The sequence below is a fragment of the Nonomuraea sp. KM88 genome, from assembly GCF_052245635.1.
Classification (GTDB): domain Bacteria; phylum Actinomycetota; class Actinomycetes; order Streptosporangiales; family Streptosporangiaceae; genus Nonomuraea.
On record NZ_JBQQCC010000012.1, the window covers coordinates 79,650 to 98,450 of the forward strand.

General features: G+C 70.6%; 18 protein-coding genes. 9 read left to right on the forward strand and 9 right to left on the reverse strand.

The features are described 5' to 3' along the window. Positions 1 to 30: 30 nt before the first annotated feature. Positions 31 to 495, forward strand: a complete 465-nt coding sequence (locus ACTWPV_RS31350) for a MarR family winged helix-turn-helix transcriptional regulator (protein WP_443154549.1) — start codon at positions 31 to 33, stop codon at positions 493 to 495. 78 nt (positions 496 to 573) lie between these two features. On the opposite strand, the gene ACTWPV_RS31355 is transcribed toward ACTWPV_RS31350, so the two are convergent. Then, entirely contained in the window at positions 574 to 2,100 is a 1,527-nt protein-coding gene (locus ACTWPV_RS31355; RefSeq protein WP_347649190.1) for an amino acid permease, read from the reverse strand. Positions 2,101 to 2,256: 156 nt separating this feature from the next. Then, positions 2,257 to 2,799: a type 1 glutamine amidotransferase domain-containing protein gene (locus ACTWPV_RS31360; RefSeq protein WP_347649189.1), complete on the reverse strand. Its 543-nt coding sequence runs from the start codon at positions 2,797 to 2,799 to the stop codon at positions 2,257 to 2,259. A 246-nt stretch (positions 2,800 to 3,045) separates the two neighbouring features. Between ACTWPV_RS31360 and ACTWPV_RS31365 the strand changes: the two genes are divergently transcribed. Genes ACTWPV_RS31365 through ACTWPV_RS31385 form a run of 5 tightly spaced genes read left to right on the forward strand, consistent with a single transcriptional unit; the run spans position 3,046 to position 8,830 of the window. Further along, positions 3,046 to 4,866, forward strand: coding sequence for an ABC transporter substrate-binding protein (locus ACTWPV_RS31365; RefSeq protein WP_347649188.1), 1,821 nt, complete (start codon positions 3,046 to 3,048; stop codon positions 4,864 to 4,866). Then, positions 4,863 to 5,918, forward strand: coding sequence for an ABC transporter permease (locus ACTWPV_RS31370; protein ID WP_347649187.1), 1,056 nt, complete (start codon positions 4,863 to 4,865; stop codon positions 5,916 to 5,918). The genes ACTWPV_RS31365 and ACTWPV_RS31370 overlap by 4 nt, the downstream gene beginning before the upstream one ends. After that, the gene (locus ACTWPV_RS31375) at positions 5,915 to 6,796 is read left to right on the forward strand and encodes an ABC transporter permease (protein WP_443154550.1); all 882 of its coding nucleotides are present in this window, start codon (positions 5,915 to 5,917) and stop codon (positions 6,794 to 6,796) included. Before ACTWPV_RS31370 ends, ACTWPV_RS31375 begins: the two co-directional genes overlap by 4 nt. Before the next feature lie 58 nt (positions 6,797 to 6,854). Then, the gene (locus tag ACTWPV_RS31380; RefSeq protein WP_443154551.1) at positions 6,855 to 7,829 is read left to right on the forward strand and encodes an ABC transporter ATP-binding protein; all 975 of its coding nucleotides are present in this window, start codon (positions 6,855 to 6,857) and stop codon (positions 7,827 to 7,829) included. Continuing rightward, positions 7,826 to 8,830: an ABC transporter ATP-binding protein gene (locus ACTWPV_RS31385; protein WP_443154552.1), complete on the forward strand. Its 1,005-nt coding sequence runs from the start codon at positions 7,826 to 7,828 to the stop codon at positions 8,828 to 8,830. The genes ACTWPV_RS31380 and ACTWPV_RS31385 overlap by 4 nt, the downstream gene beginning before the upstream one ends. A 34-nt stretch (positions 8,831 to 8,864) precedes the next feature. On the opposite strand, the gene ACTWPV_RS31390 is transcribed toward ACTWPV_RS31385, so the two are convergent. The 5 genes from ACTWPV_RS31390 to ACTWPV_RS31410 form a co-directional block, all read right to left on the reverse strand. Beyond that, the gene (locus ACTWPV_RS31390) at positions 8,865 to 9,512 is read right to left on the reverse strand and encodes a response regulator (protein WP_443154553.1); all 648 of its coding nucleotides are present in this window, start codon (positions 9,510 to 9,512) and stop codon (positions 8,865 to 8,867) included. A gap of 22 nt (positions 9,513 to 9,534) precedes the next feature. Next, a complete protein-coding gene (locus ACTWPV_RS31395) occupies positions 9,535 to 10,668 on the reverse strand; it encodes a sensor histidine kinase (RefSeq protein ID WP_443154554.1) in 1,134 nt (377 codons plus the stop codon). An 84-nt stretch (positions 10,669 to 10,752) separates the two neighbouring features. Beyond that, positions 10,753 to 11,577, reverse strand: coding sequence for an NmrA family NAD(P)-binding protein (locus ACTWPV_RS31400; RefSeq protein WP_443154555.1), 825 nt, complete (start codon positions 11,575 to 11,577; stop codon positions 10,753 to 10,755). 206 nt (positions 11,578 to 11,783) lie between these two features. Next, positions 11,784 to 12,422 carry a maleylpyruvate isomerase N-terminal domain-containing protein gene (locus ACTWPV_RS31405; RefSeq protein ID WP_443154556.1) on the reverse strand — a complete coding sequence of 213 codons (639 nt, stop codon included), beginning with the start codon at positions 12,420 to 12,422 and terminating at the stop codon, positions 11,784 to 11,786. Between the two features lie 73 nt (positions 12,423 to 12,495). After that, complete coding sequence (locus ACTWPV_RS31410) at positions 12,496 to 13,224, reverse strand: nucleotidyltransferase domain-containing protein (RefSeq protein WP_443154557.1); 729 nt, start codon at positions 13,222 to 13,224, stop codon at positions 12,496 to 12,498. A gap of 10 nt (positions 13,225 to 13,234) precedes the next feature. Here ACTWPV_RS31410 and ACTWPV_RS31415 point away from each other — a divergent pair, with 10 nt between their 5' ends. Both ACTWPV_RS31415 and ACTWPV_RS31420 read left to right on the forward strand, forming a co-directional pair. Then, a complete protein-coding gene (locus ACTWPV_RS31415) occupies positions 13,235 to 14,002 on the forward strand; it encodes an SDR family oxidoreductase (RefSeq protein WP_443154558.1) in 768 nt (255 codons plus the stop codon). Positions 14,003 to 14,129: 127 nt separating this feature from the next. Next, positions 14,130 to 14,945, forward strand: coding sequence for an SDR family NAD(P)-dependent oxidoreductase (locus tag ACTWPV_RS31420; protein WP_443154559.1), 816 nt, complete (start codon positions 14,130 to 14,132; stop codon positions 14,943 to 14,945). Positions 14,946 to 15,184: 239 nt separating this feature from the next. On the opposite strand, the gene ACTWPV_RS31425 is transcribed toward ACTWPV_RS31420, so the two are convergent. Continuing rightward, positions 15,185 to 16,126, reverse strand: a complete 942-nt coding sequence (locus ACTWPV_RS31425; protein ID WP_347649175.1) for a ribose-phosphate diphosphokinase — start codon at positions 16,124 to 16,126, stop codon at positions 15,185 to 15,187. A gap of 33 nt (positions 16,127 to 16,159) precedes the next feature. Beyond that, positions 16,160 to 16,798, reverse strand: coding sequence for an HAD family hydrolase (locus tag ACTWPV_RS31430; protein WP_443154560.1), 639 nt, complete (start codon positions 16,796 to 16,798; stop codon positions 16,160 to 16,162). Between the two features lie 126 nt (positions 16,799 to 16,924). Here ACTWPV_RS31430 and ACTWPV_RS31435 point away from each other — a divergent pair, with 126 nt between their 5' ends. Further along, complete coding sequence (locus tag ACTWPV_RS31435) at positions 16,925 to 18,724, forward strand: alkyl/aryl-sulfatase (RefSeq protein WP_443154561.1); 1,800 nt, start codon at positions 16,925 to 16,927, stop codon at positions 18,722 to 18,724. The last annotated feature ends 77 nt before the right edge of the window (positions 18,725 to 18,801 follow it).

Sequence of the window (18,801 nt, forward strand, 5' to 3'; positions counted from 1 at the left end):
GGAAATGAACCTAGCTGGTAACTTGTTTACATGTCAAAGAAAAGCTCGGGAGAGACCGTGCGCTGGCTCGACGCGGACGAGGAACGCGCCTGGCGCGCCCTGCGCCGCATGATGATCGCGATCCAGTCGCGCACCATGCACGACCTGGCCGCGATCGGCCTGTCAGAGCCCGACTACGAGGTGCTCAGCACGCTTTCCGAGCGCCCGGGCCGCACCAGCACGCTGCACGAGCAGGCCGCCAAAATGGGCTGGTCGCGCAGCCGCCTGTCGCGGCACGCCACCCGCATGGAGACCCGCGGTCTCGTACGGCGCGAGCCCGACCCGGACGACGGCCGGGGCTGTTATCTGGTCCTCACCGAGCACGGCATGGAAACGCTCGAGGAGGCCGCCCCGGCCCACCTGGAATCGGTCCGCCGCCACGTCATCGACCGGCTCTCGCCCGCGGACCTGTCCGCGCTGGAAGGCATCGCCCGCAAGCTGGAGGAACCCGCGTGAGCAGCGCCGGAGAGAGCGGGCCGCGCCGCTGCGCCGAGCCGTGGGTGCGGCCCGCGCGAGCCGTACCCACGGTGAGCGTCAGGGGACGGGGACCTCGTCGATCGTGCGGCGGGGGCCCGTGAACCAGTGGCGGGCCGACAGCACCCACCACAGCGCGATGCCGATCAGCACCACGCCCACCGCGATCGGCGCGTAGTTGACCGACGTCCACGTGAAGTCCGGGTTGCCGGGAACGCCCTCCGGAGAGAACGGCATGACGAAGTAGATCGAGACGATCACGATCTCGACGCAGGCGATCCAGCACAGCGCCTTGTACTTCCTGCCGAGCGTCCACGGGCCGGGGGTGAAGGCGTCGCCCATGCGCAGGCGGAGCCAGATCGGGATGAGGAACGCCAGGTAGAGCCCGATGACGGCGATCGACACGACCGCGTAGAACGCGACCGGCGTGGTCAGGCCGGGAGGGGCGTAGAGGGCGGGCAGGGTGATCAGCGCGGCGGTGACGCAGCCGCCGAGGATGGCGTTGACCGGGGTGCGGTTGCGGTCGACCCGTGACCACAGCCGCCAGCCGGGGATCGCGCCGTCACGAGCGAACGCGTACGTCATCCGCGACATCGACGTCACGCAGCTCATCCCGCAGAAGAACTGGCCGACCGTGGAGATCGCGAAGATCGCGGTGGCCAGCGGTGACGACAGCGCCGTCTCGAAGATGGCGCCGACGAAGCCGCCCTGCTCGTTGAGCGCGTCCACGTTCGTCGCGGCGAACAGGAACGACAGCAGCAGGATCCATCCGCCGATGGCCGAGTAGAAGATCGACTGCCACAGCCCGCGAGCGGCGCTCTTGGCCGCGCCCTGCGTCTCCTCCGACACGTGCGCGCAGGCGTCGAAGCCGGTGATCGTGTACTGGGTGAGCAGGAAGCCGAGCGGCAGCACGTACAGCCAGAAGGGCAGCCCTTCTGAGCCGGTGCCGAAGGAGCTGTCGTTGGTGCCGCCGAAGACGAAGCCGAGCGACTGGTGGTCGTCCGGCGCGAAGATCAGGATGGCGACGATGATCGCGGCGCCCGCCACGTGCCACCAGACGGAGACGTTCTGCAGCAGCGAGATGAGCCGGTGGCTGTAGATGTTGATGAGGGCGTGCAGCGCGAGGACGATCACGAACAGCAGGAACGCCTGCGGGAGCGTGCCCTCCCATGCTCCGCCGGTCAGCCGGTTGATGGTGATGTTGAGGAACGTCGCGCAGCCGTAGTCGACGGACGCGGTGACGGCGATGAGGCCGATCAGGTTGAGCCACCCGGTGAACCAGCCGTGGATCGGCTTGCCCAGCTTGGCGGCCCACCAGTAGATGCCGCCCGCCGTCGGGTACGCCGACACCAGCTCCGACATGCAGAAGCCGATGATCAGGATGAACACGGAGATCAGCGGCCAGCCCCAGGAGATGGCGATGGGGCCGCCGTTGTTCCAGGCCTGTCCGAAGGTGGTGAAACAGCCGGCGAGGATGGAGATGATCGAGAAGGAGATGGCGAAGTTCGAGAATCCGCTCCAGGTGCGGGCAAGCTCCTGCTTGTAGCCGAGTTCGGCGAGTCGCCTGGAATCCTCTTCAGTGGTCACTGAGGTCTCCCTGGGGGGCATGGAGGACGCTCCATTTGGTCTACATCTAGACCATTTCTCTCCAGGGGACAAGGCGTTGACGCCGGTTCGACGACGCTTCGACGACGCGGGAGGGCGCCAGGTGCGGCGCCCTCCCTCTCCGTCGGTTCCGCGCTCCTATCCGAACGCGTCGGTCGCGGCCTGGCAGAAGGCCTTCAGATCGTCCGGCTTGCGGCTGGTGACCAGCATGTTGGGCCCGGCGGTGCACACCGCGACCTCCTGGTCCACCCAGGTGGCGCCGGCGTTGCGCAGGTCCGTCTGCAGGCTCGGCCAGGACGTCAGCGTGCGGCCGCGTACGACGTCCGCCTCGACCAGAGTCCACGGCGCGTGGCAGATCGACGCCACCGGCTTGCCCGCGTCGAAGAACGAGCGCGCGAACTGCACGGCCCGCGGCACCGTACGCAGGAAGTCGGGGTTCGCCACGCCGCCGGGGAGCACGAGCCCGTCGAAGGATCCCACGTCGGCGTTGTCCACCGTGTCGTCCACGGCGAACGTGTCGGCCTTGTCCAGGTGGTTGAACGCCTGGATCTGGCCGGGCGCGGTGGAGATCAGCCTGGGCGTGCCGCCCGCCTGCTTGACCGCCTTCCACGGCTCGGTGAGCTCGACCTGCTCGACCCCCTCAGGAGCGACGAGGAACGCGATGGTCTTGCCCTGCATCATGCGATCTCCCCCTTGGTTTCGGCTGTTTCCCGCCCCCTATCCGGTGGGTTCGGGAGTATGCGGTCGCGTGCCAGGAAGGGCCGCCGTAGGGTGGGAGGCCAGGTCACGGGTGTGCAAAGCCGGTTGAAAATTTACACCGCTGAAAGAAACGAAGATGAAACAATTTTCCGCCACGCGTTGACACACGGTCTCCGTATGGTGTGCCTTTCTCTACACAGGAACCCCCCGCCTGAAGGTGAGGCACGTATGAGGAAATGGGTCGCACGCCTGGCTGCGCTGGGCGTCGCGCTATTAGTAGCAGGCCAGGGCACGACAACGGCCCTTGCCCAGGAACCGACGGCGGGGAAGAAGATCGTTCGCGTCGGCGCCACGCAGTCCATGGACTCCATGAACCCGTTCCTGGCGGTCCGCCTGGTCTCCACATCGATCCACCGCTGGATGTACGGCTTCCTCACGGTCCCCGACTCCAAGACGCTCCAGCCCAGCGCCGACCTGGCCGAGTCGTGGGAGGCCTCGGAGGACGGGCTCACGTGGACGTTCAAGATCCGTGAGGCCAAGTGGTCCGACGGCAAGCCGATCACGGCCGAGGACGCCGCCTGGACGTTCAACAAGATCATGACGGACGAGGCGGCCAAGACCGCCAACGGCCCGGCCGTGGAGAACTTCGAGAGCGTCACGGCCAACGGCCAGGAGCTGACGATCAAGCTCAAGTCGCCGCAGGCGTCCATGCTGGAGAACCCCGTCCCGATCGTGCCCAAGCACGTCTGGGAGTCGGTCACCGACATGGCCAACCACGACGCCGAGACGTACCCCACGGTGAGCAGCGGCCCGTACTTCGCGACCGAGCACAAGAAGGACCAGTACGTCAAGCTGCAGGCCAACCCCAACTACTGGCGGGGCAAGGCCAAGGTCGACGAGCTGCAGGTCATCTTCTACGACAACCCGCAGGCCGCGATCGCCGCGCTGCAGAAGGGCGAGATCGACCTGATCGGCCGGCTGGACCCGCCGGAGTTCAAGGCCATCCAGAACGACCCCAACATCGAGGCGTGGAACACCGACGGCCGGCGGGCCAGCTACCTGCAGATCAACCACGGCGCCACCACCACCGACGACAAGCCCCTCGGCGACGGCCACCCCGCGCTGAAGGACGTCAAGGTGCGCCAGGCGCTGCACTACGCCATCGACAAGCAGAAGCTGGTCGACGAGGTGTGGGACGGCCTGGCCAAGCCCGCCGACGGCTCGATCGTGCCGCCGATGTACAAGGACTTCTTCTGGGAGGCCACCGGCGACACCAAGGTCACCTACGACCCGGCCAAGGCCAACCAGATCCTCGACGACGCCGGCTACAAGAAGGGCTCCGACGGCGTCCGCACGATGCCCGACGGTGACCGCAAGCTGGAGTTCCGCTTCAGCATCCACACCGACACCCCGCTCGAGGACAAGCTCGCCGAATACCTGACCGGCTTCTTCAAGGAGATCGGCATCACGCTGACCACCAAGAAGCTCGAATCCAGCAAGTTCACGGAGGAGACGGGCTACACCGGCCTGTTCGACATCGCGATCAGCGGCTGGTCGGTCAACCCCGACCCCGAGGAGGTCCTGGCCACGCACCTGTGCTCGCGCCGGCCCACCAAGGACGGCGAGGGCGGAGGCACCGAGTCGTTCTACTGTGACGAGACCTTCGAGAAGCTCTACAAGGAGCAGCTGACGGAGCTCGACCGGCCCAAGCGGGCCGAGATCATCAAGCAGATGCAGGAGCGCCTCTACACCGACGCCCCGGTCATCGCCATCTACTACACGAACGACCTCGAGGGCTACCGCAAGGACCGGATCACCAGCATCACCCCCATCCCCGAGGACAAGGGCCTGCTCTACGGCGGCAGCGGCTACTGGCCGTTCTACACCGTCGACGTCAAGGCCACGGGGGCGGGCGCCGCCGCCGGCGACGGCGGCGGCGGATCGAACACCGGCATCATCGCCGGTGTCGTCGGCGCCGTGGTGGTCATCGGAGTGGGCGGCTTCCTCCTGAGCCGGCGGCGCAAGAGCGTCGCAGACGAGCGCGAATGACCGCTCCGCTCGAAGCGGCAGAGCCCGCCGCCGCGCAGGCGGCGGGCCCTGGTGACGAGCGCCCCACCCGCGGCGGCACGCTGCGCTACGCGCTGTCGAAGGCCGGTGGGGCGCTGTTCAGCATCGCCATGGTGATCGTCGGCACGTTCTTCCTGTTCCGGATGTTGCCCGGAGACCCCGTACGCAGCCTGGCGCAGGGCCGCAACATGACCCCGGCGCAGCTCGACCTCGAACGCAGCCGCCTCGGCCTGGACAAGCCGCTGATCGAGCAGTTCTTCAAGTTCGTCGGCGACACCCTCCGCCTCGACCTCGGCATGTCGTACGAGTACAAGCGGCCCGTCCTCGACCTGATCGGCGAGCGGCTCGGCCCGACCCTGCTGCTCGCGGGAACGGGCCTGGTCATCGCGGTCAGCCTCGGCATCTGGCAGGGCACGCGGGCCGGCTGGCGCAGCGGCAGCACGTTCGACCGCTTCTCCACCGGCACGTCCCTGTTGCTGTGGTCGGTGCCGACGTTCTGGCTCGGGCTGCTGCTCATGATGGTCTTCGGGGTGGGCATCGGGCCGATCCCCGGCATCTTCCCGTTCCGCGGCATCGAGAGCGTGGACGCGCCCGACGGGTTCGCCTACGTGCTCGACGTGGCCTCCCACATGGTGCTCCCGTGCCTGACGCTGGTCGCCGTGGTCTACGCCCAGTACCTCCTGGTCATGCGCTCGTCGCTGCTGGAGGAGGTCGGCCAGGACTACGTGACCGTGGCCAGGGCCAAGGGGTTGCGCGACGACGACGTACGCCGCCGCCACGCCGTGCCCAACGCCCTGCTGCCCACGGTGACGCTCGTGTTCATGCGTGTCGGGTTCGTGGTCGGCGGCGCGGTCACCGTCGAGACGATCTACACCTGGCCGGGGCTCGGCCAGCTGTTCTACGAAGCGATCAGCGTGCCCGACTTCACGCTCATGCAGGGCACGTTCCTGCTGATCACGGTGGCGGTCATCGTCATGAACACGCTGGCCGACGTGGTCTACCACATGCTCGACCCGAGAGTGAGGTCGGCATGACCAGTGTCGCGACGACCCGCAGGCGGCAGGCGCTGAGCCGCTTCCTGGCCGATTTCCGCAGCCACCGGGCCGGCGTCGCCGGCGTGGTCGTGCTCGTCGTCGCCGTGGTGCTCGCGCTGATCGCGCCGCTGTTCATCGACGAGAGCGTGACCAGCGTCGTCGACGCCCCCGGCGACGACTTCGACGCGCCCACCCTGGCGTTCCCGTTCGGCACCGACGAGTCCGGCCGCTCCATCCTGCTGATGGTCTGGTGGGGCTCGCGCACGTCGCTGCTCATCGGCTTCCTCGCCGCCCTGCTGAGCATCGTCATCGGCATGGTCGTCGGCATCGCCGCCGGCCACTTCCGCGGCTGGCTCGGCGCCGTGCTCATGCGCGTCACCGACTGGTTCCTCGTCCTGCCCTCGCTGGTCACCGCCCTGGTGCTGGCGGCCATCCTGGGCGGCAGCACGTTCACGATCATCATGGCCATCGGCATCACCACCTGGCCGTCGACCGCCCGGCTGATCAGGGCGCAGACGCTGGCCGTGGAGTCCAGGCCGTACATCGAGCGTTCCAAGGCGCTCGGAGCCGGCCACTGGCACATCACGACCCGCCACGTGCTGCCCAACGTGGCGCCGCTGCTGCTGGCCAGCACCACGCTGGAGGTGGCCAGCGCCATCGTGACCGAGTCGACGCTGGCCTTCCTAGGCGCCAGCGCCAACAAGACCTCGTGGGGGACCATGCTGCGCGGCTCGTACGACTTCGGCGCGGCCAACGAGGGCGCCTGGTGGTACATCCTCATCCCCGGTCTGGCCATCCTCGCCGTCGTCATGGCGTTCACCCTGGTCGGCCGGGCCCTGGAGGCCGTGCTCAACCCCCGGCTGAGGAGGGCTTCGTGAGAGAGCGGAGCGAACGAACCATGGACACGGCAGTCCGGCGGCCGACGGGGGAGGCCGCATGAGTCTCCTCGAACTCGACGACGTCTCGGTGACCTACCGCATCGCCTCCGGCGAGGTGCCGGCCGTACGCGGGGTGTCGCTGACGCTCGACTCTGGAGCGGCGCTCGGAGTCGCCGGCGAGTCGGGGTCCGGCAAGTCGACGCTGGCGATGGCGCTGCTGCGGCTGCTGCCGCGGGACGCCCGCGTCGGTGGCCGGATCCTGCTCGACGGCGAGGACGTGCTCACCATGAAGTGGGGCCGCATGCGGGCCGTACGCTGGGCCGAGGCCTCGATCGTGTTCCAGGGCGCGCAACACGGGCTCAACCCGGTGCGCAGGATCGGCGACCAGGTCGCCGAGCCGCTGCTGGTCCACGGCCAGGCCAGGCCCGAGGCGGCCCGCAAGCGCGTGGCCGAGCTGCTCGACCAGGTCGGCCTGCCCACCTGGCGGGCCCGCAGCTACCCGCACGAGCTGTCGGGCGGGCAGCGGCAGCGCGTGATGATCGCGATGGCCCTGGCCTGCTCGCCCCGCCTGATCATCGCCGACGAGCCGACCACCGCGCTCGACGTCATGGTGCAGGCCCAGGTGCTGACCCTGATCAAGGACCTGGTCGCCGAGCACGGCATCTCGCTCATCATGATCTCGCACGACCTGTCCGTCCTCGCCGACGTGTGCGACCGGCTCGCGGTCATGTACGCGGGCCGCATCGTCGAGCAGGGCCCGTCGGGCGAGGTGTTCCACGACGCCAAGCACCCCTACAGCAAGGCGCTGGCGGCGGCGTTCCCGACGGTGGGCGACCCGGCCGCGCGGCTGGCGCCGAAGGGCCTCGGCGGCGACCCGCCGGACCCGATGCAGCTCCCGACCGGCTGCTCGTTCCATCCACGCTGCCCGGTCGCGCTCGACGAGTGCGCAACCCTCGACGTGGAGCTGTGGCCGGCCGGCGAGCGCCGCACGGCCGCCTGCGTCCACGTCAGGGCGAAGGAGGAGGCGTCATGACGGAGACGCAGGCCACGAAGGAGAAGGTCTTGACCGCGGGGCCGAGCCTGCTGGAGGCCCGCGACCTGCACGTGGAGTTCGTCGCGCGCGGCCGCCGCGCCCGCGCGGTCGACGGCGTCAACCTGTCGATCGGCGAGGGCGAGATCGTGGCCCTCGTCGGCGAGTCCGGCTGCGGCAAGACCACGCTGGCCCGCACCCTGCTCGGCCTCGAACGGCCCACCTCGGGCGAGGTCCGCTACGGCGGCACGGCGCTCGACTACGGCTCCAAGGCGCTCAAGGCCTACCGCAGGCAGGTGCAGCTCGTCCTGCAGGACCCGACGGGCTCGCTCAACCCCCGGCACACCGTCTACGAGGCGGTGGCTGAAGGGCCGCGCATCCACGGCCTGGCCGACGAGGAGAGCGTCGTCGCCTCCGCGCTGTCCAGGGCCGGGCTGCGGCCGCCCGAGCGGTTCTTCCTGCGCTACCCGCACGAGCTCTCCGGCGGCCAGCGGCAGCGCGTGGTGATCGCCGGGGCCCTCGCGCTCAACCCGCAGGTGCTGGTCGCCGACGAGCCGGTCGCCTCGCTGGACGCCTCCGTACGCGGCGAGATCCTCGCCCTGATGCTCAAACTCAGGGAGGACCTCGGCCTGTCGGCGCTGGTCGTCACCCACGACCTGGGGCTGGCCTGGAACATCGCCGACCGGGTCGCGGTCATGTACCTCGGCAGGATCGTCGAGTCGGGACCCGTCGAACAGGTGCTGACCGCGCCGCGCCACCCGTACACGCAGGCCCTGATGTCGGTGCTGCCGGAGTCGCCGGAGCGGGTGGTGCTGACCGGCGAGCCGCCCGACCCGACCAGGATCCCCGGCGGCTGCCGCTTCCACGTCCGCTGCCAGGTGCTCGCCTCCGGCAAGGCGGCCGAGGCGGGGGTCGACGGCAGGTGCCGCTCGGAGCTCCTCGACATCCTGCCGGCCGTGCCCGGGGCCCAGGCCGCCTGCCACTACGCGAACGTCGCCGGCTAGCCACGGCCGGGCGCGCGTGGACCGGCACGCGGCTCTAGCCGAGGTCGGCGTCGTGGACCAGGATGGCGGCCTGGACCCGGTTGGCCAGGCCCAGCTTGGCCAGCAGCCGGCTCACGTGCGCCTTCACCGTGGCCTCCGTCAGGCGCAGCTCGCGGCCGATCTCGGCGTTGGACAGGCCGCGGGCCACGGCCCTGACCACGTCCTCCTCCCGCCCGGTGAGCCCGGCGAGCTGCCTGCGCGCGGCCTCGGCACGTGAAGGGGCACGATCCACGTACGACGCCAGCAGGCGCTTGGTCACCGACGGGGACAGCATGGCCTGGCCGCCCGCGACCGTACGCACGGCGGCTGCCAGCTCCCTCGGCGGGGTGTCCTTGAGCAGGAACCCGACCGCGCCCAGGCGGAGCGCCTCGTGCACGTACTCGTCCAGGTCGAACGTCGTCAGCATGACCAGCTTGGGCGGGTCGGGCACGGCCAGCAGCCGGGCGGCGGCGGTCAGGCCGTCCATGCCGGGCATGCGCACGTCCATCAGCACCACCTCGGGCCGCAGCCGCCGCGCCGCCGCCACGGCCTCGGCGCCGTCCCGCGCCTCGCCGACGATCGCGATGTCGCCGGCGGCCTCCAGGATCAGCCGCAATCCCGACCGTACGAGCTCCTCGTCGTCCACGATGAGCACCCGGATCACCGGAACCTCCATGTGCCGCGGGTCATGCCGGGATCCTGGCGCTCACCAGGAAGCCGCCGCCGTCCTGGGCGTTGGCGCGCAGGGTGCCGCCGAGCAGCTCGACACGTTCCCGCAGCCCGATCAGGCCCCAGCCCGCGCCGGGCAGCTCCTCGTGCGGCGAGCGCGGCGCCTCGTTGCTCACCTCCACCTCCAGCGCGTCGGTCCTGAAGCGGATGCGCACGTCCGCGCCGGCGTTCCCCGCGTGTTTGTGCACGTTGGTGAGCGCCTCCTGGACCACGCGGTACGCCGTCCGCTCCACGCTCGCCTCCACCGGCCGCGTCTCGCCCTCGTCGTGCCTGGTCACCGCGATGCCCAGGGCACGGCTCTGGTCGAGCAGCCGGTCGAGGTCGTCCAGCGTGGGCGGCGGCCGCCGCGCGCCGCCGGTGTCCTCGCCCAGCAGCTCGTGCGGAGGCGAGCGCAGAACGCCGAGCACGTCGCGCAGGTTGGCCAGCGCCTCCCGCCCGATCCCCGCGATCATGGCGGCCGACCGGGCGGTGTCGTCGTCGGCCGCCCGCATCTCCATCGCCCCCGCGTGCAGGACGATGAGCGAGACCCGGTGCGCGACCACGTCGTGCATCTCCCTGGCGATCCTGGCCCGCTCCTGCGCCCTGGCCTGCTCGGCGCGCATGACCTGCTCGCGTTCCAGCCGCTCGGCCCGCTCCCTGGCCGCTTCCAGGACCTCGCGGCGGGCGCGTACCCAGAGGCCGAGCGCCAGCGGCAGCCCGATCACGGCCAGCGCCGTGGCCACCGCGTTGGCCGGGCTCGCGGTGGCGAGCTGGTGAGGGCCGTCCTGCCACTCGCCGACCAGCGCGGAGATCCCGCACACCGCCAGGCAGCCGCCGAGGTAGGCGGCTGTCCCGCGGCTCCTGCTCAGCGTGAGACCCGCGTAGTAGGACGCGACCATCAGCGGCGGCCACATCACCAGCCAGGCGTACCCGACGGCCCCCACGACGGCCAGCGGCCACCAGGACCGCCTGACCTGCCAGGCGGCCACGCCCGCGGCGGCGGCGATCGCGGCCAGCACCGGGAAAGGCAGGTTCGACGGCACCCCCACCTGCCCGTGCACCACGAGCAGTGAGGCCGCGAACACACCACAACCGAGCAGGACGAACCGCATGTCCACAGCGTAGGAGGTGTTAGGCGGGATGAATGACGACGAAAGTAGTAAGTTCCGCCTGCACCCGCGCGGGGAGGGTGTGGATCACTCGCGGAAGGCGTCGGCGTTCTCCGAGGCCCACTGAGCGAAGCCACGCGCCTCCCGGCCGGTGATCTCGCGCACGGTCGGCACCACCGTGTAGCCGATCTCGGGGGTGTTGCCGAGCGCGTCGATCAGGAACGCGATGGTCTGCTCGCCCATGCCGTCCGCGGCCCACTTCGCCCTGGCCTCGTCGGCCGTCAGCTCCACGAACGTGACGTCCTTGCCGATCGCGGACCCCAGGATCGCCGCCTTCTCCTTGGCCGTGATCGCCTCAGGGCCCGTCAGCGTGTACGCCTTACCGCCGTGTCCCCCTTCGGCCAGCACCTTCGCGGCCACGGCGGCGATGTCGCGCTCGTGCACCAGCGCGCTCAGCCGTTCGCCGAACGGCTCCTTGACGACGCCTTCCGTCCTGACCGAGCGGGCCCACCACTGCAGCGTGTTGGACATGAACTCGACCGGGTTGAGCAGCGTCCACTCCAGGTCGCTCGCGGCGAGTGCCTGCTCCAGGGTGCCGTCCTCGCGTCCGCCGAGCACCGTGGCCCGCCGTACGCCCGCCTTGGCGGCCAGGGCGACGAGCTCGGCGCCGTCGGGCAGGGCGGCGTAGTCGTCGCCCGCGAAGTTGATGAAGTGCACGCCGGTGACGCCGTCGAAGACGCCGCCCAGGGAGCGGGGATCGGCGAGGTCTCCGGCGACGACCTCGACCCCTTCGGGGAGTGCGGCCTTGGCGGGGTTCCTGGTGAGGGCCCGAACCTGCCGGCCGGCTTCGAGGAGCTCCTCGACGACGTGACGGCCGACGGTCCCGGTGGCCCCGGTGACGAGCATGGTCATGCGAACCCCTTCTACGGAACGGAACGTTCTGCTCTTATATTAACAGAACGGAATGATTTATTCCAATGCGCTGTCGTCGGGGGCGCCGACGAAGTCGAGCTCCGTGACGACGCTGAAGGAGGTGAAGGTCTCGGGCTCCGTCAAGGCCACGTCCCCGGCACGCTGTTTGCCGGTGTGCCGGGGCCACAGGCTCGTGCCGACCTTGGTCAGAAGGCGCTTATCGCCGCCGGTGCGCGCTCGGCCCGGCTCAGGGTGCGGATGACCGCGGTGGCTCCGTGGCGGTGCACGGCCAGGCGGGCCAGCAGGTCCACGACGGGCTCGATGACGGCCGGCGGCAGTTCGGGCGTGTCCACGCCGACGCTGGCCGCAAGGTCGTCGGAGTGCACGACCAGCTCCACCAGCCGGGTGAGCAGGAAGTCGTCCAGCCGCAGGTACCAGCCGGCCCAGGGCAGCAGCACCACCCGGTCGGCCGGCTCGGCGGGCAGCGCGGCGCTCAGGTGGTCGAGCAGCGCCTGAGCCTTGTCCGCCAGCGCCGCGGCCCCGCAGGCCGCGGCCGCCTCGCCGCCGCGCCTGATGCCCACGTTGCTCTCGTGGTCGAGGCCGGCCTGCACCCACGGAGAGCGCGAAAAGTGCTCGATGAGGTCGACGGGTTCCTGGACCTCGCCGTCCGCGGGAAGCACGTCACCTACCCTGACGAGCTGGTGAGCCAGGTGCCCGGCCAGTCCCGCGACGCCGAACTCCGTGAGCGCGCTCGGCTTGTCCCACGACGCGCCCACGGCGGGGTGGCGCAGGAGCGACACCGCCGACGTCGCGGCCACCAGATAGGACTGCCTGATCTCCCCCATTTGCCGCCCTTTCCCCAAATCAGGTGGTACGCGCCAACACTATCCGTTCACCACGCGGCGGATATGGCGATCCTCAGGCCAGGGCCTTCCTGATCGCCGACCTGACGAACGCCCGCGCCAGCCGTGCCCTCCTGAACCGGCTCAGGACCGGAGGCGGGGCGCCGTACCTGCGGGCGCGGATGTCGGCCACCACGGTGTCCGGCGCTCCCAGCCCGGCCGCCACCTCCAGAGCCTCCCGCTTGCTGATCAGGCGACCCTCCCGCAGGGTCACCGTGGCCCTGGCGACCGTCAGCACGCCCAGGTCCACCCAGACCTCCTGCAGCCAGCGCCGCCGCGCCCGGGTCTTGGCCAGCCAGAAGTCACGCAGGTCCGACCGGATGAACGCCTCCAGCTCCGCGTCCGACACCGGCGGCAGCACCTCGCCGGGCGGCGGGCCGTACAGCCGCAGGGGCGCCGTGTGCAGCTCGCGCCGCGTGACGGCGGTGACGGGACGGCGGAAGATGCGCTCGTGCGCCCACGTCACATGCTCGGCAGCGAGATCGTCCAGCTCCTGCCGGGGCATGTACGAGCAGTGCAGCAGGCCGGCGAGCGGCTGGTCGAGCGAGCGGTGCACGGCCTTGATGTCGCGCCACCGCTGCATCGTCACGGGCGAGTCGAGCACCGCGACCAGGTCGAGGTCGCTGCGGCCAGGACGGTAGTCGCCGGCCCCGAGCGAGCCGTGCGCCCAGAGCGCGACCAAGGGGACGGCAGGTCCGATCCGGTCGAGAAAATCCTTCAGCAGGCGTTCGGTCGCTGCGTGCATGATGGCCACTATGATCCATTCACGGCGGGCAGGAAAGGTCGCGCTGATCACAGGTGTGGGCCGCACCGTCGGCATCGGGGCGGGGATCGCCCGGCGGCTGGCGGCGTCGGGCTGGGACATCGCCTTCTCCCACTGGTCCCCCTACGACGAGCGCATGGCCTGGGGCGTCGAGCTGGGCGCGACCGGCACGATCACCGCGGCCCTCGCGGACATCGGCGCGGCCTCGGTGGCGATCGAGGCGGATCTCTCCGACGTGACCACCCCAGCCAAGATCTTCGACGAGGCGGAGCAGGGGCTGGGCAACGTCACCGCGCTGGTCATGTGTCACTGCGAGTCGGTCGCCTCGGGCCTGCTCGACACCACCGTGGAGAGCTTCGACCGGCACTTCGCGGTGAACGCGCGGGCCACCTGGCTGCTGATCCGCGAATACGGCCTGCGTTTCCGCGGCACCCACGGAACCGGCCGGATCGTCGCCCTCACCAGCGACCACACCGTCGGCAACCTGCCCTACGGCGCGAGCAAGGGCGCCCTCGACCGCATCACGCTGGCGGCCGCGCACGAGCTGGCCCACCTCGGCGTCAGCGCCAACGTGGTCAACCCCGGGCCGGTGGACACCGGGTGGATGCCGGACGAGGTCCGCGAGCAGTGCGTACGCCAGACGCCGCTCGACCGGCTCGGCACGCCACAGGACACCGCGCACCTCGTCGACTTCCTCTGCTCGGAGCAGGGCCAGTGGATCAACGGCCAGCTGCTCATGAGCAACGGCGGCTTCGGCTGAGGGGGTCAACGGCCGGTTCGCTGATGAGCATCGTCCCAGGCCGGCGGTGTCCCGGCGGGGGCGCAGCCGGTGCGCACCGCCGGAAAAAGCTTGGCGCCCGTCCGGCCGCCGCGGGCATGATGGCGACATGATCGATCCACGCCTCGCCGGGAAGGTCGCGCTGATCACCGGCGCCAACCAGGGTATAGGCGCCGCCACCGCGGTAGCGCTGGCCGCCGAGGGCGTCGCCGTCTTCCTCACCTACAAACGGCTCGCCCCCCTGAACGATCCGGCCACTCCACCCGCGTACGACCAGGCCCGCGGCTCCGACGCCGGCGAGGTGCTGCGGCGCATCCGGGAGGCGGGCGGCACCGCGGAGGCCGCCGAGGCCGACCTGGCCGACCCGCGGACCCCGAAGGTCCTGTTCGACCAGGTGGAGAAGGCATTCGGCCCGGTGGAGATCCTGGTCAACAACGCCAGCGGCTGGCTGAGCGACACCTTCTCTCCGGCGGGCCGTGACGCCATCGGGCGTCCGCTGCGGCCGGTGGACGCCGAGACGCACGAGCGGCAGTTCGCGGTCGACGTGCGCGCACCCGCGCTGCTCATCTCGGAGTTCGCCCGGCGCCACGTCGAGCGCGGCGCGACCTGGGGCCGCATCGTCGGCCTCACCTCAGGCGGCCCCGACGGCTTCCCGACCGAGGTCTCCTACGGCGCGGCCAAGGCGGCCCAGGAGAACTACACGATGTCGGCCGCGCACGAGCTGGGCGCGTACGGCATCACCGCCAACATGGTCTATCCGCCCGTGACCGACACCGGCTGGGTCAACGCGGAGGTGGAGAAGCTGGTCGCGCAGAGCGGCGTGCTGCGCGAGGTGGCCCAGCCCGAAGACGTCGCCGAGGTCATCACTTTCCTGGCCTCCCACCAGGGCAGGAAGGTCACCGCTCAGACCATCAGGATGTTCTGAGCGGTGACCCCCGGCCGGCTGGGGGCGCACCGGCCTTCGCCTACATCGAACGTGAAGCGCCGATGCCTACCGTCAGGCACATGCACAGCGACCAGAGTCTCCTGCAGCGCAGAGTCGAGCAGGCGGTGTGGGGAGTGCCGTGATTCCCATCCTCGCCCTGCTCGTCGCCACGATCAGAGCCCGCGTCTTCCGCGGGGCGGGAGCCCCCGCGGTCGACCGCCCGGTGCTCAGGTGAGCTCTCACGGGCCGGTGTCGAAGAGCGCGCTCACCGACTCGCCGTCGTGGATGCGGCGCATGGCCTCGGCCAGGGCGGGCGCGATCGACAGGACGGTGAGCTTGTCGCAGGGCTTGGGCGGCGGCACGGTGTTGGTGCAGACGATCTCCTCGACCTCCGGCAGCGCACCCAGCCGTTCCAGCGCTCCGGCCGAGAACAGCCCGTGCGTGCAGGCCACGCGGACCGATCTGACGCCCCGCTCGCGCAGCCGGTCGAGGAGCTCGATGACGGTGGAGCCCTTGGCGATCTCGTCGTCCAGGATGATCACGTCCTTGCCGGCCACCTCGCCGATCACGGAGCTGATCACCACGCGGTCGTCGCTGAAGCGCTGTTTGGCGCCCATGGCGACGTCGGCGCCGAGCAGGCGGGCGAAGGCGGCGGCCTCCTTGGCGTTGCCGAGGTCGGGGGAGACGACGACCGTGTTGGACAGGTCGTACCGGCGGAAGTGGGCGGCCAGCTCGCGCAGGGCGTGCAGGTGGTCGACGGGGACGCTGAAGAAGCCGTGCACCTGCGGCGAGTGCAGCGTCATCGCCAGCACCCGGCTGGCCCCGGCGGACACCATCAGGTCGGCGACCAGCCGGCCGCCGATGGAGATGCGGGGGGCGTCCTTCTTGTCGCTGCGCGCGTAGGCGTAGTGGGGCATGACGACGGTGGTCCGGGCGGCGGAGGCGCCGCGGGCGGCGTCGAGCATCAGCAGCAGCTCGACGAGGTTCTCCTGCGTCGGCGGGACGAGCGGCTGGATGAGGAAGACGTCACGCTCGCGGCAGTTGGCCTGCAACTGCACTTCGAGCACGTCGTTGGCGAACCGGTGAACCTGGACGGGGTGCAGGGGAGTGCCCAGGTGGGCACAGATCTCCTCCGCGAGCTCGGGGTGGGCGCTGCCGCTGAAAACCGTGATGTCTCGCACGATTCCGTGAGCTTAGCAACCCCGCCCCGGCGTTCATGAGAGCAACTCGGGGGTGAGCGCGTCGAGGTTGGGCAGGACGCGCCAGGCCAGGGCGAGCGCGTCGGGCGCCGGCGGGTAGCGCGGGTGGGGTACGGCGATCACGTGCATGCCGGCGGCGTGGGCGGAGCGCAGCCCGTTGCTGGAGTCCTCGACCGCCACGCAGCCGCGGGGGTCGACGCCCAGCCGCCGGGCCGCCTCCAGGTAGCCGTCGGGGGCGGGCTTGCCGCGCGCGACCTCCTCGGTGGACACGGTGGCGGCGAAACACTCCTTCAGGCCGGCCGCGTCCAGCACCACGTCGATCAGCGTGCGCGGGGACGAGCTGGCCAGCCCCAGCGTGTTGCGCTCGGCCAGGCGCCGCACCGCCTTCACCGCCCCCGGCAGCAGCGGCACCCCGTCGCGGTAGCGGGCGGCCATCTGGTCGACGACGCCGCGGGCGATCTCGGCGGGCGGCCTGCGCACTCCGAGCTCGTGCAGGTAGGCGACCCACTCGGCGGTGCTCATGCCCATGAGCCTGGCCTGCGTGTCCGGCTGCCAGGCGCCGCCGTGCTCGGCCACGAACGCCCGGCGCACCTCCTCCCACACGGGCTCGGAGTCCACCAGCACGCCATCGAGGTCGAACACGCAAGCTCTCACGACCGCGAGAATACGCGAATGGCGACCTGCGAGGCTCTGCTGTCATATGTCCTTATTGCCCGAGATTCATGCTATTAGGGAAGTCTGTTGAGCTATGGGGAGTGATTCCCGGGCATGCCACACGGCATGGCAGACCTTCCACTTCACGACCAGGGCGACTTCGCGGACGCCGACCGCGGCTTCATCGCGAAGCTCAGCCCGGCGGTGGTCAGAACGGCGGACGGCCGGGTCGTCTGGGACGGCGACTCCTACGACTTCCTCCAGGAGGACTGCCCGGAGACGGCCCATCCCGGCCTCTGGAGGCAGAGCCGGCTCTGCGCCAGGCAGGGACTGTACGAGGTCACCAGCGGCGTCTACCAGGTGCGCGGCCTCGACCTGTCGAACATGACGCTGGTCGAGGGCGATCGGGGCGTCGTCGTGATCGATCCGCTGATCTCCACAGAGTGCGCCGCCGCGGCGCTGAAGTTGTACCGCGCCCACCGCGGCGACCGCCCGGTCACCGGCGTCATCTACACCCACACGCACGTCGACCACTTCGGCGGCGTGCGCGGCGTGACCGACGGCGGCGTGCCGATCCTGGCCCCCGCCGGGTTCCTGGAGCACGCCGCGTCCGAACGGGTCTACGCGGGCCACGCGATGACCCGCCGCGCCGTCTACCTGTACGGCCGGGCGCTGCCCCGCTCACCCGAGGGGCAGATCGGCTGCGGCCTCGGCATGACCGCCTCGACGGGCACCGTGTCGCTCATCCCGCCCACGCTGGACCTCACGCGTACCGGCCAGGAGGAGACGGTCGACGGCATCCGCATGATCTTCCACCTCACGCCGGGCGCCCAGGCTCCCGCGGAGATGAACCTGCTCCTGCCCGACCACCGCGCCCTCTGCCTGGCCGAGAACGCCACCCACAACCAGCACAACCTGCTGTCCCTGCGCGGCGCCGCGGTGCGCGACGCCCGCGCGTGGGCGCGCTACCTGACCGAGGCGGTCTCCCTGTTCGCCGACCGGGCCGACGTCGCCTTCGCCTCGCACCACTGGCCCACCTGGGGCGGCGAGGCCATCGTGCGCTTCCTGGAGCAGCAGCGCGACATGTACGCCTACCTGCACGACCAGACGCTGCGCCTGATCAACAAGGGCCTGACGGGCCCCGAGATCGCCGAGGCCATGACCATGCCGCCCCAGCTGGAGCAGGCCTGGCACACCCACGGCTATCACGGCTCGGTCTCCCACAACGTCAGGGCCGTCTACCAGCGCTACCTGGGCTGGTTCGACGGGAACCCGGCCCACCTGTGGGAGCATCCGCCCAGGGAGAGCGCCATCCGCTACGTCGAGTGCCTGGGGGGCGCCGCCGGCGTGGTGGAGTTCGCCCGGCGCTACATCGGCGAGAACGACCTGCGCTTCGCCGCCCAGCTGCTCAACCACGCGGTCTTCGCCGACGAGGGCAACAAGGAGGCTCGGGATCTGCTCGCCGAGGTCTACACGAGGCTGGGCCACGGGGCCGAGAACGCCACCTGGCGGAACTTCTACCTCATGGGCGCCCTGGAGCTGGGCGACGGCATCGTGCCCGCCACCATGGACGTCACCTCTCCTGATCTGCTCGCCGCGCTGAGCGTCGAGCAGATCTTCGACTCCATCGCCATCCGCGTCGACGGGCCGCGCGCCTGGCACGAGCGGCTGGCCATCGACTGGCACCTGACCGACCTGGGGGAGCGGCACCGTACGACGTTGAGCAACGGCGTGCTCGTCCAGCAGCGCGACCCGCGCGCCGCCGCCGCCGACCTGACCCTGCGGCTGACGAAGGAGCAGCTCGTGGGGTTGCTGGCGGGCAAGGGCGTCGAGGGGGTCGAACGCGAGGGCAACACGGCGGCGCTGCAGCGGCTGGTCGCCGTACTGGACCGGCCGGTGCCGGACTTCGCCATCGTGACGGCCTGACCGGGACTCCTCGCGAGCTAGACCCGGCCCACCCGCGCCCCACGACCGCGTAGGGCATCTCACCGGGTTCACTGCGG

Bases quoted from the DNA above. Each gene is read 5' to 3' on its own strand.
- ACTWPV_RS31350 (WP_443154549.1), top strand. From the start codon at position 31: ATGTCAAAGAAAAGCTCGGGAGAGACCGTGCGCTGGCTCGACGCGGAC.
- ACTWPV_RS31360 (WP_347649189.1), bottom strand. From the start codon at position 2,799: ATGATGCAGGGCAAGACCATCGCGTTCCTCGTCGCTCCTGAGGGGGTC.
- ACTWPV_RS31365 (WP_347649188.1), top strand. From the start codon at position 3,046: ATGAGGAAATGGGTCGCACGCCTGGCTGCGCTGGGCGTCGCGCTATTA.
- ACTWPV_RS31370 (WP_347649187.1), top strand. From the start codon at position 4,863: ATGACCGCTCCGCTCGAAGCGGCAGAGCCCGCCGCCGCGCAGGCGGCG.
- ACTWPV_RS31375 (WP_443154550.1), top strand. From the start codon at position 5,915: ATGACCAGTGTCGCGACGACCCGCAGGCGGCAGGCGCTGAGCCGCTTC.
- ACTWPV_RS31380 (WP_443154551.1), top strand. From the start codon at position 6,855: ATGAGTCTCCTCGAACTCGACGACGTCTCGGTGACCTACCGCATCGCC.
- ACTWPV_RS31385 (WP_443154552.1), top strand. From the start codon at position 7,826: ATGACGGAGACGCAGGCCACGAAGGAGAAGGTCTTGACCGCGGGGCCG.
- ACTWPV_RS31395 (WP_443154554.1), bottom strand. From the start codon at position 10,668: ATGCGGTTCGTCCTGCTCGGTTGTGGTGTGTTCGCGGCCTCACTGCTC.
- ACTWPV_RS31400 (WP_443154555.1), bottom strand. From the start codon at position 11,577: ATGACCATGCTCGTCACCGGGGCCACCGGGACCGTCGGCCGTCACGTC.
- ACTWPV_RS31405 (WP_443154556.1), bottom strand. From the start codon at position 12,422: ATGGGGGAGATCAGGCAGTCCTATCTGGTGGCCGCGACGTCGGCGGTG.
- ACTWPV_RS31410 (WP_443154557.1), bottom strand. From the start codon at position 13,224: ATGCACGCAGCGACCGAACGCCTGCTGAAGGATTTTCTCGACCGGATC.
- ACTWPV_RS31415 (WP_443154558.1), top strand. From the start codon at position 13,235: ATGATCCATTCACGGCGGGCAGGAAAGGTCGCGCTGATCACAGGTGTG.
- ACTWPV_RS31420 (WP_443154559.1), top strand. From the start codon at position 14,130: ATGATCGATCCACGCCTCGCCGGGAAGGTCGCGCTGATCACCGGCGCC.
- ACTWPV_RS31435 (WP_443154561.1), top strand. From the start codon at position 16,925: ATGGCAGACCTTCCACTTCACGACCAGGGCGACTTCGCGGACGCCGAC.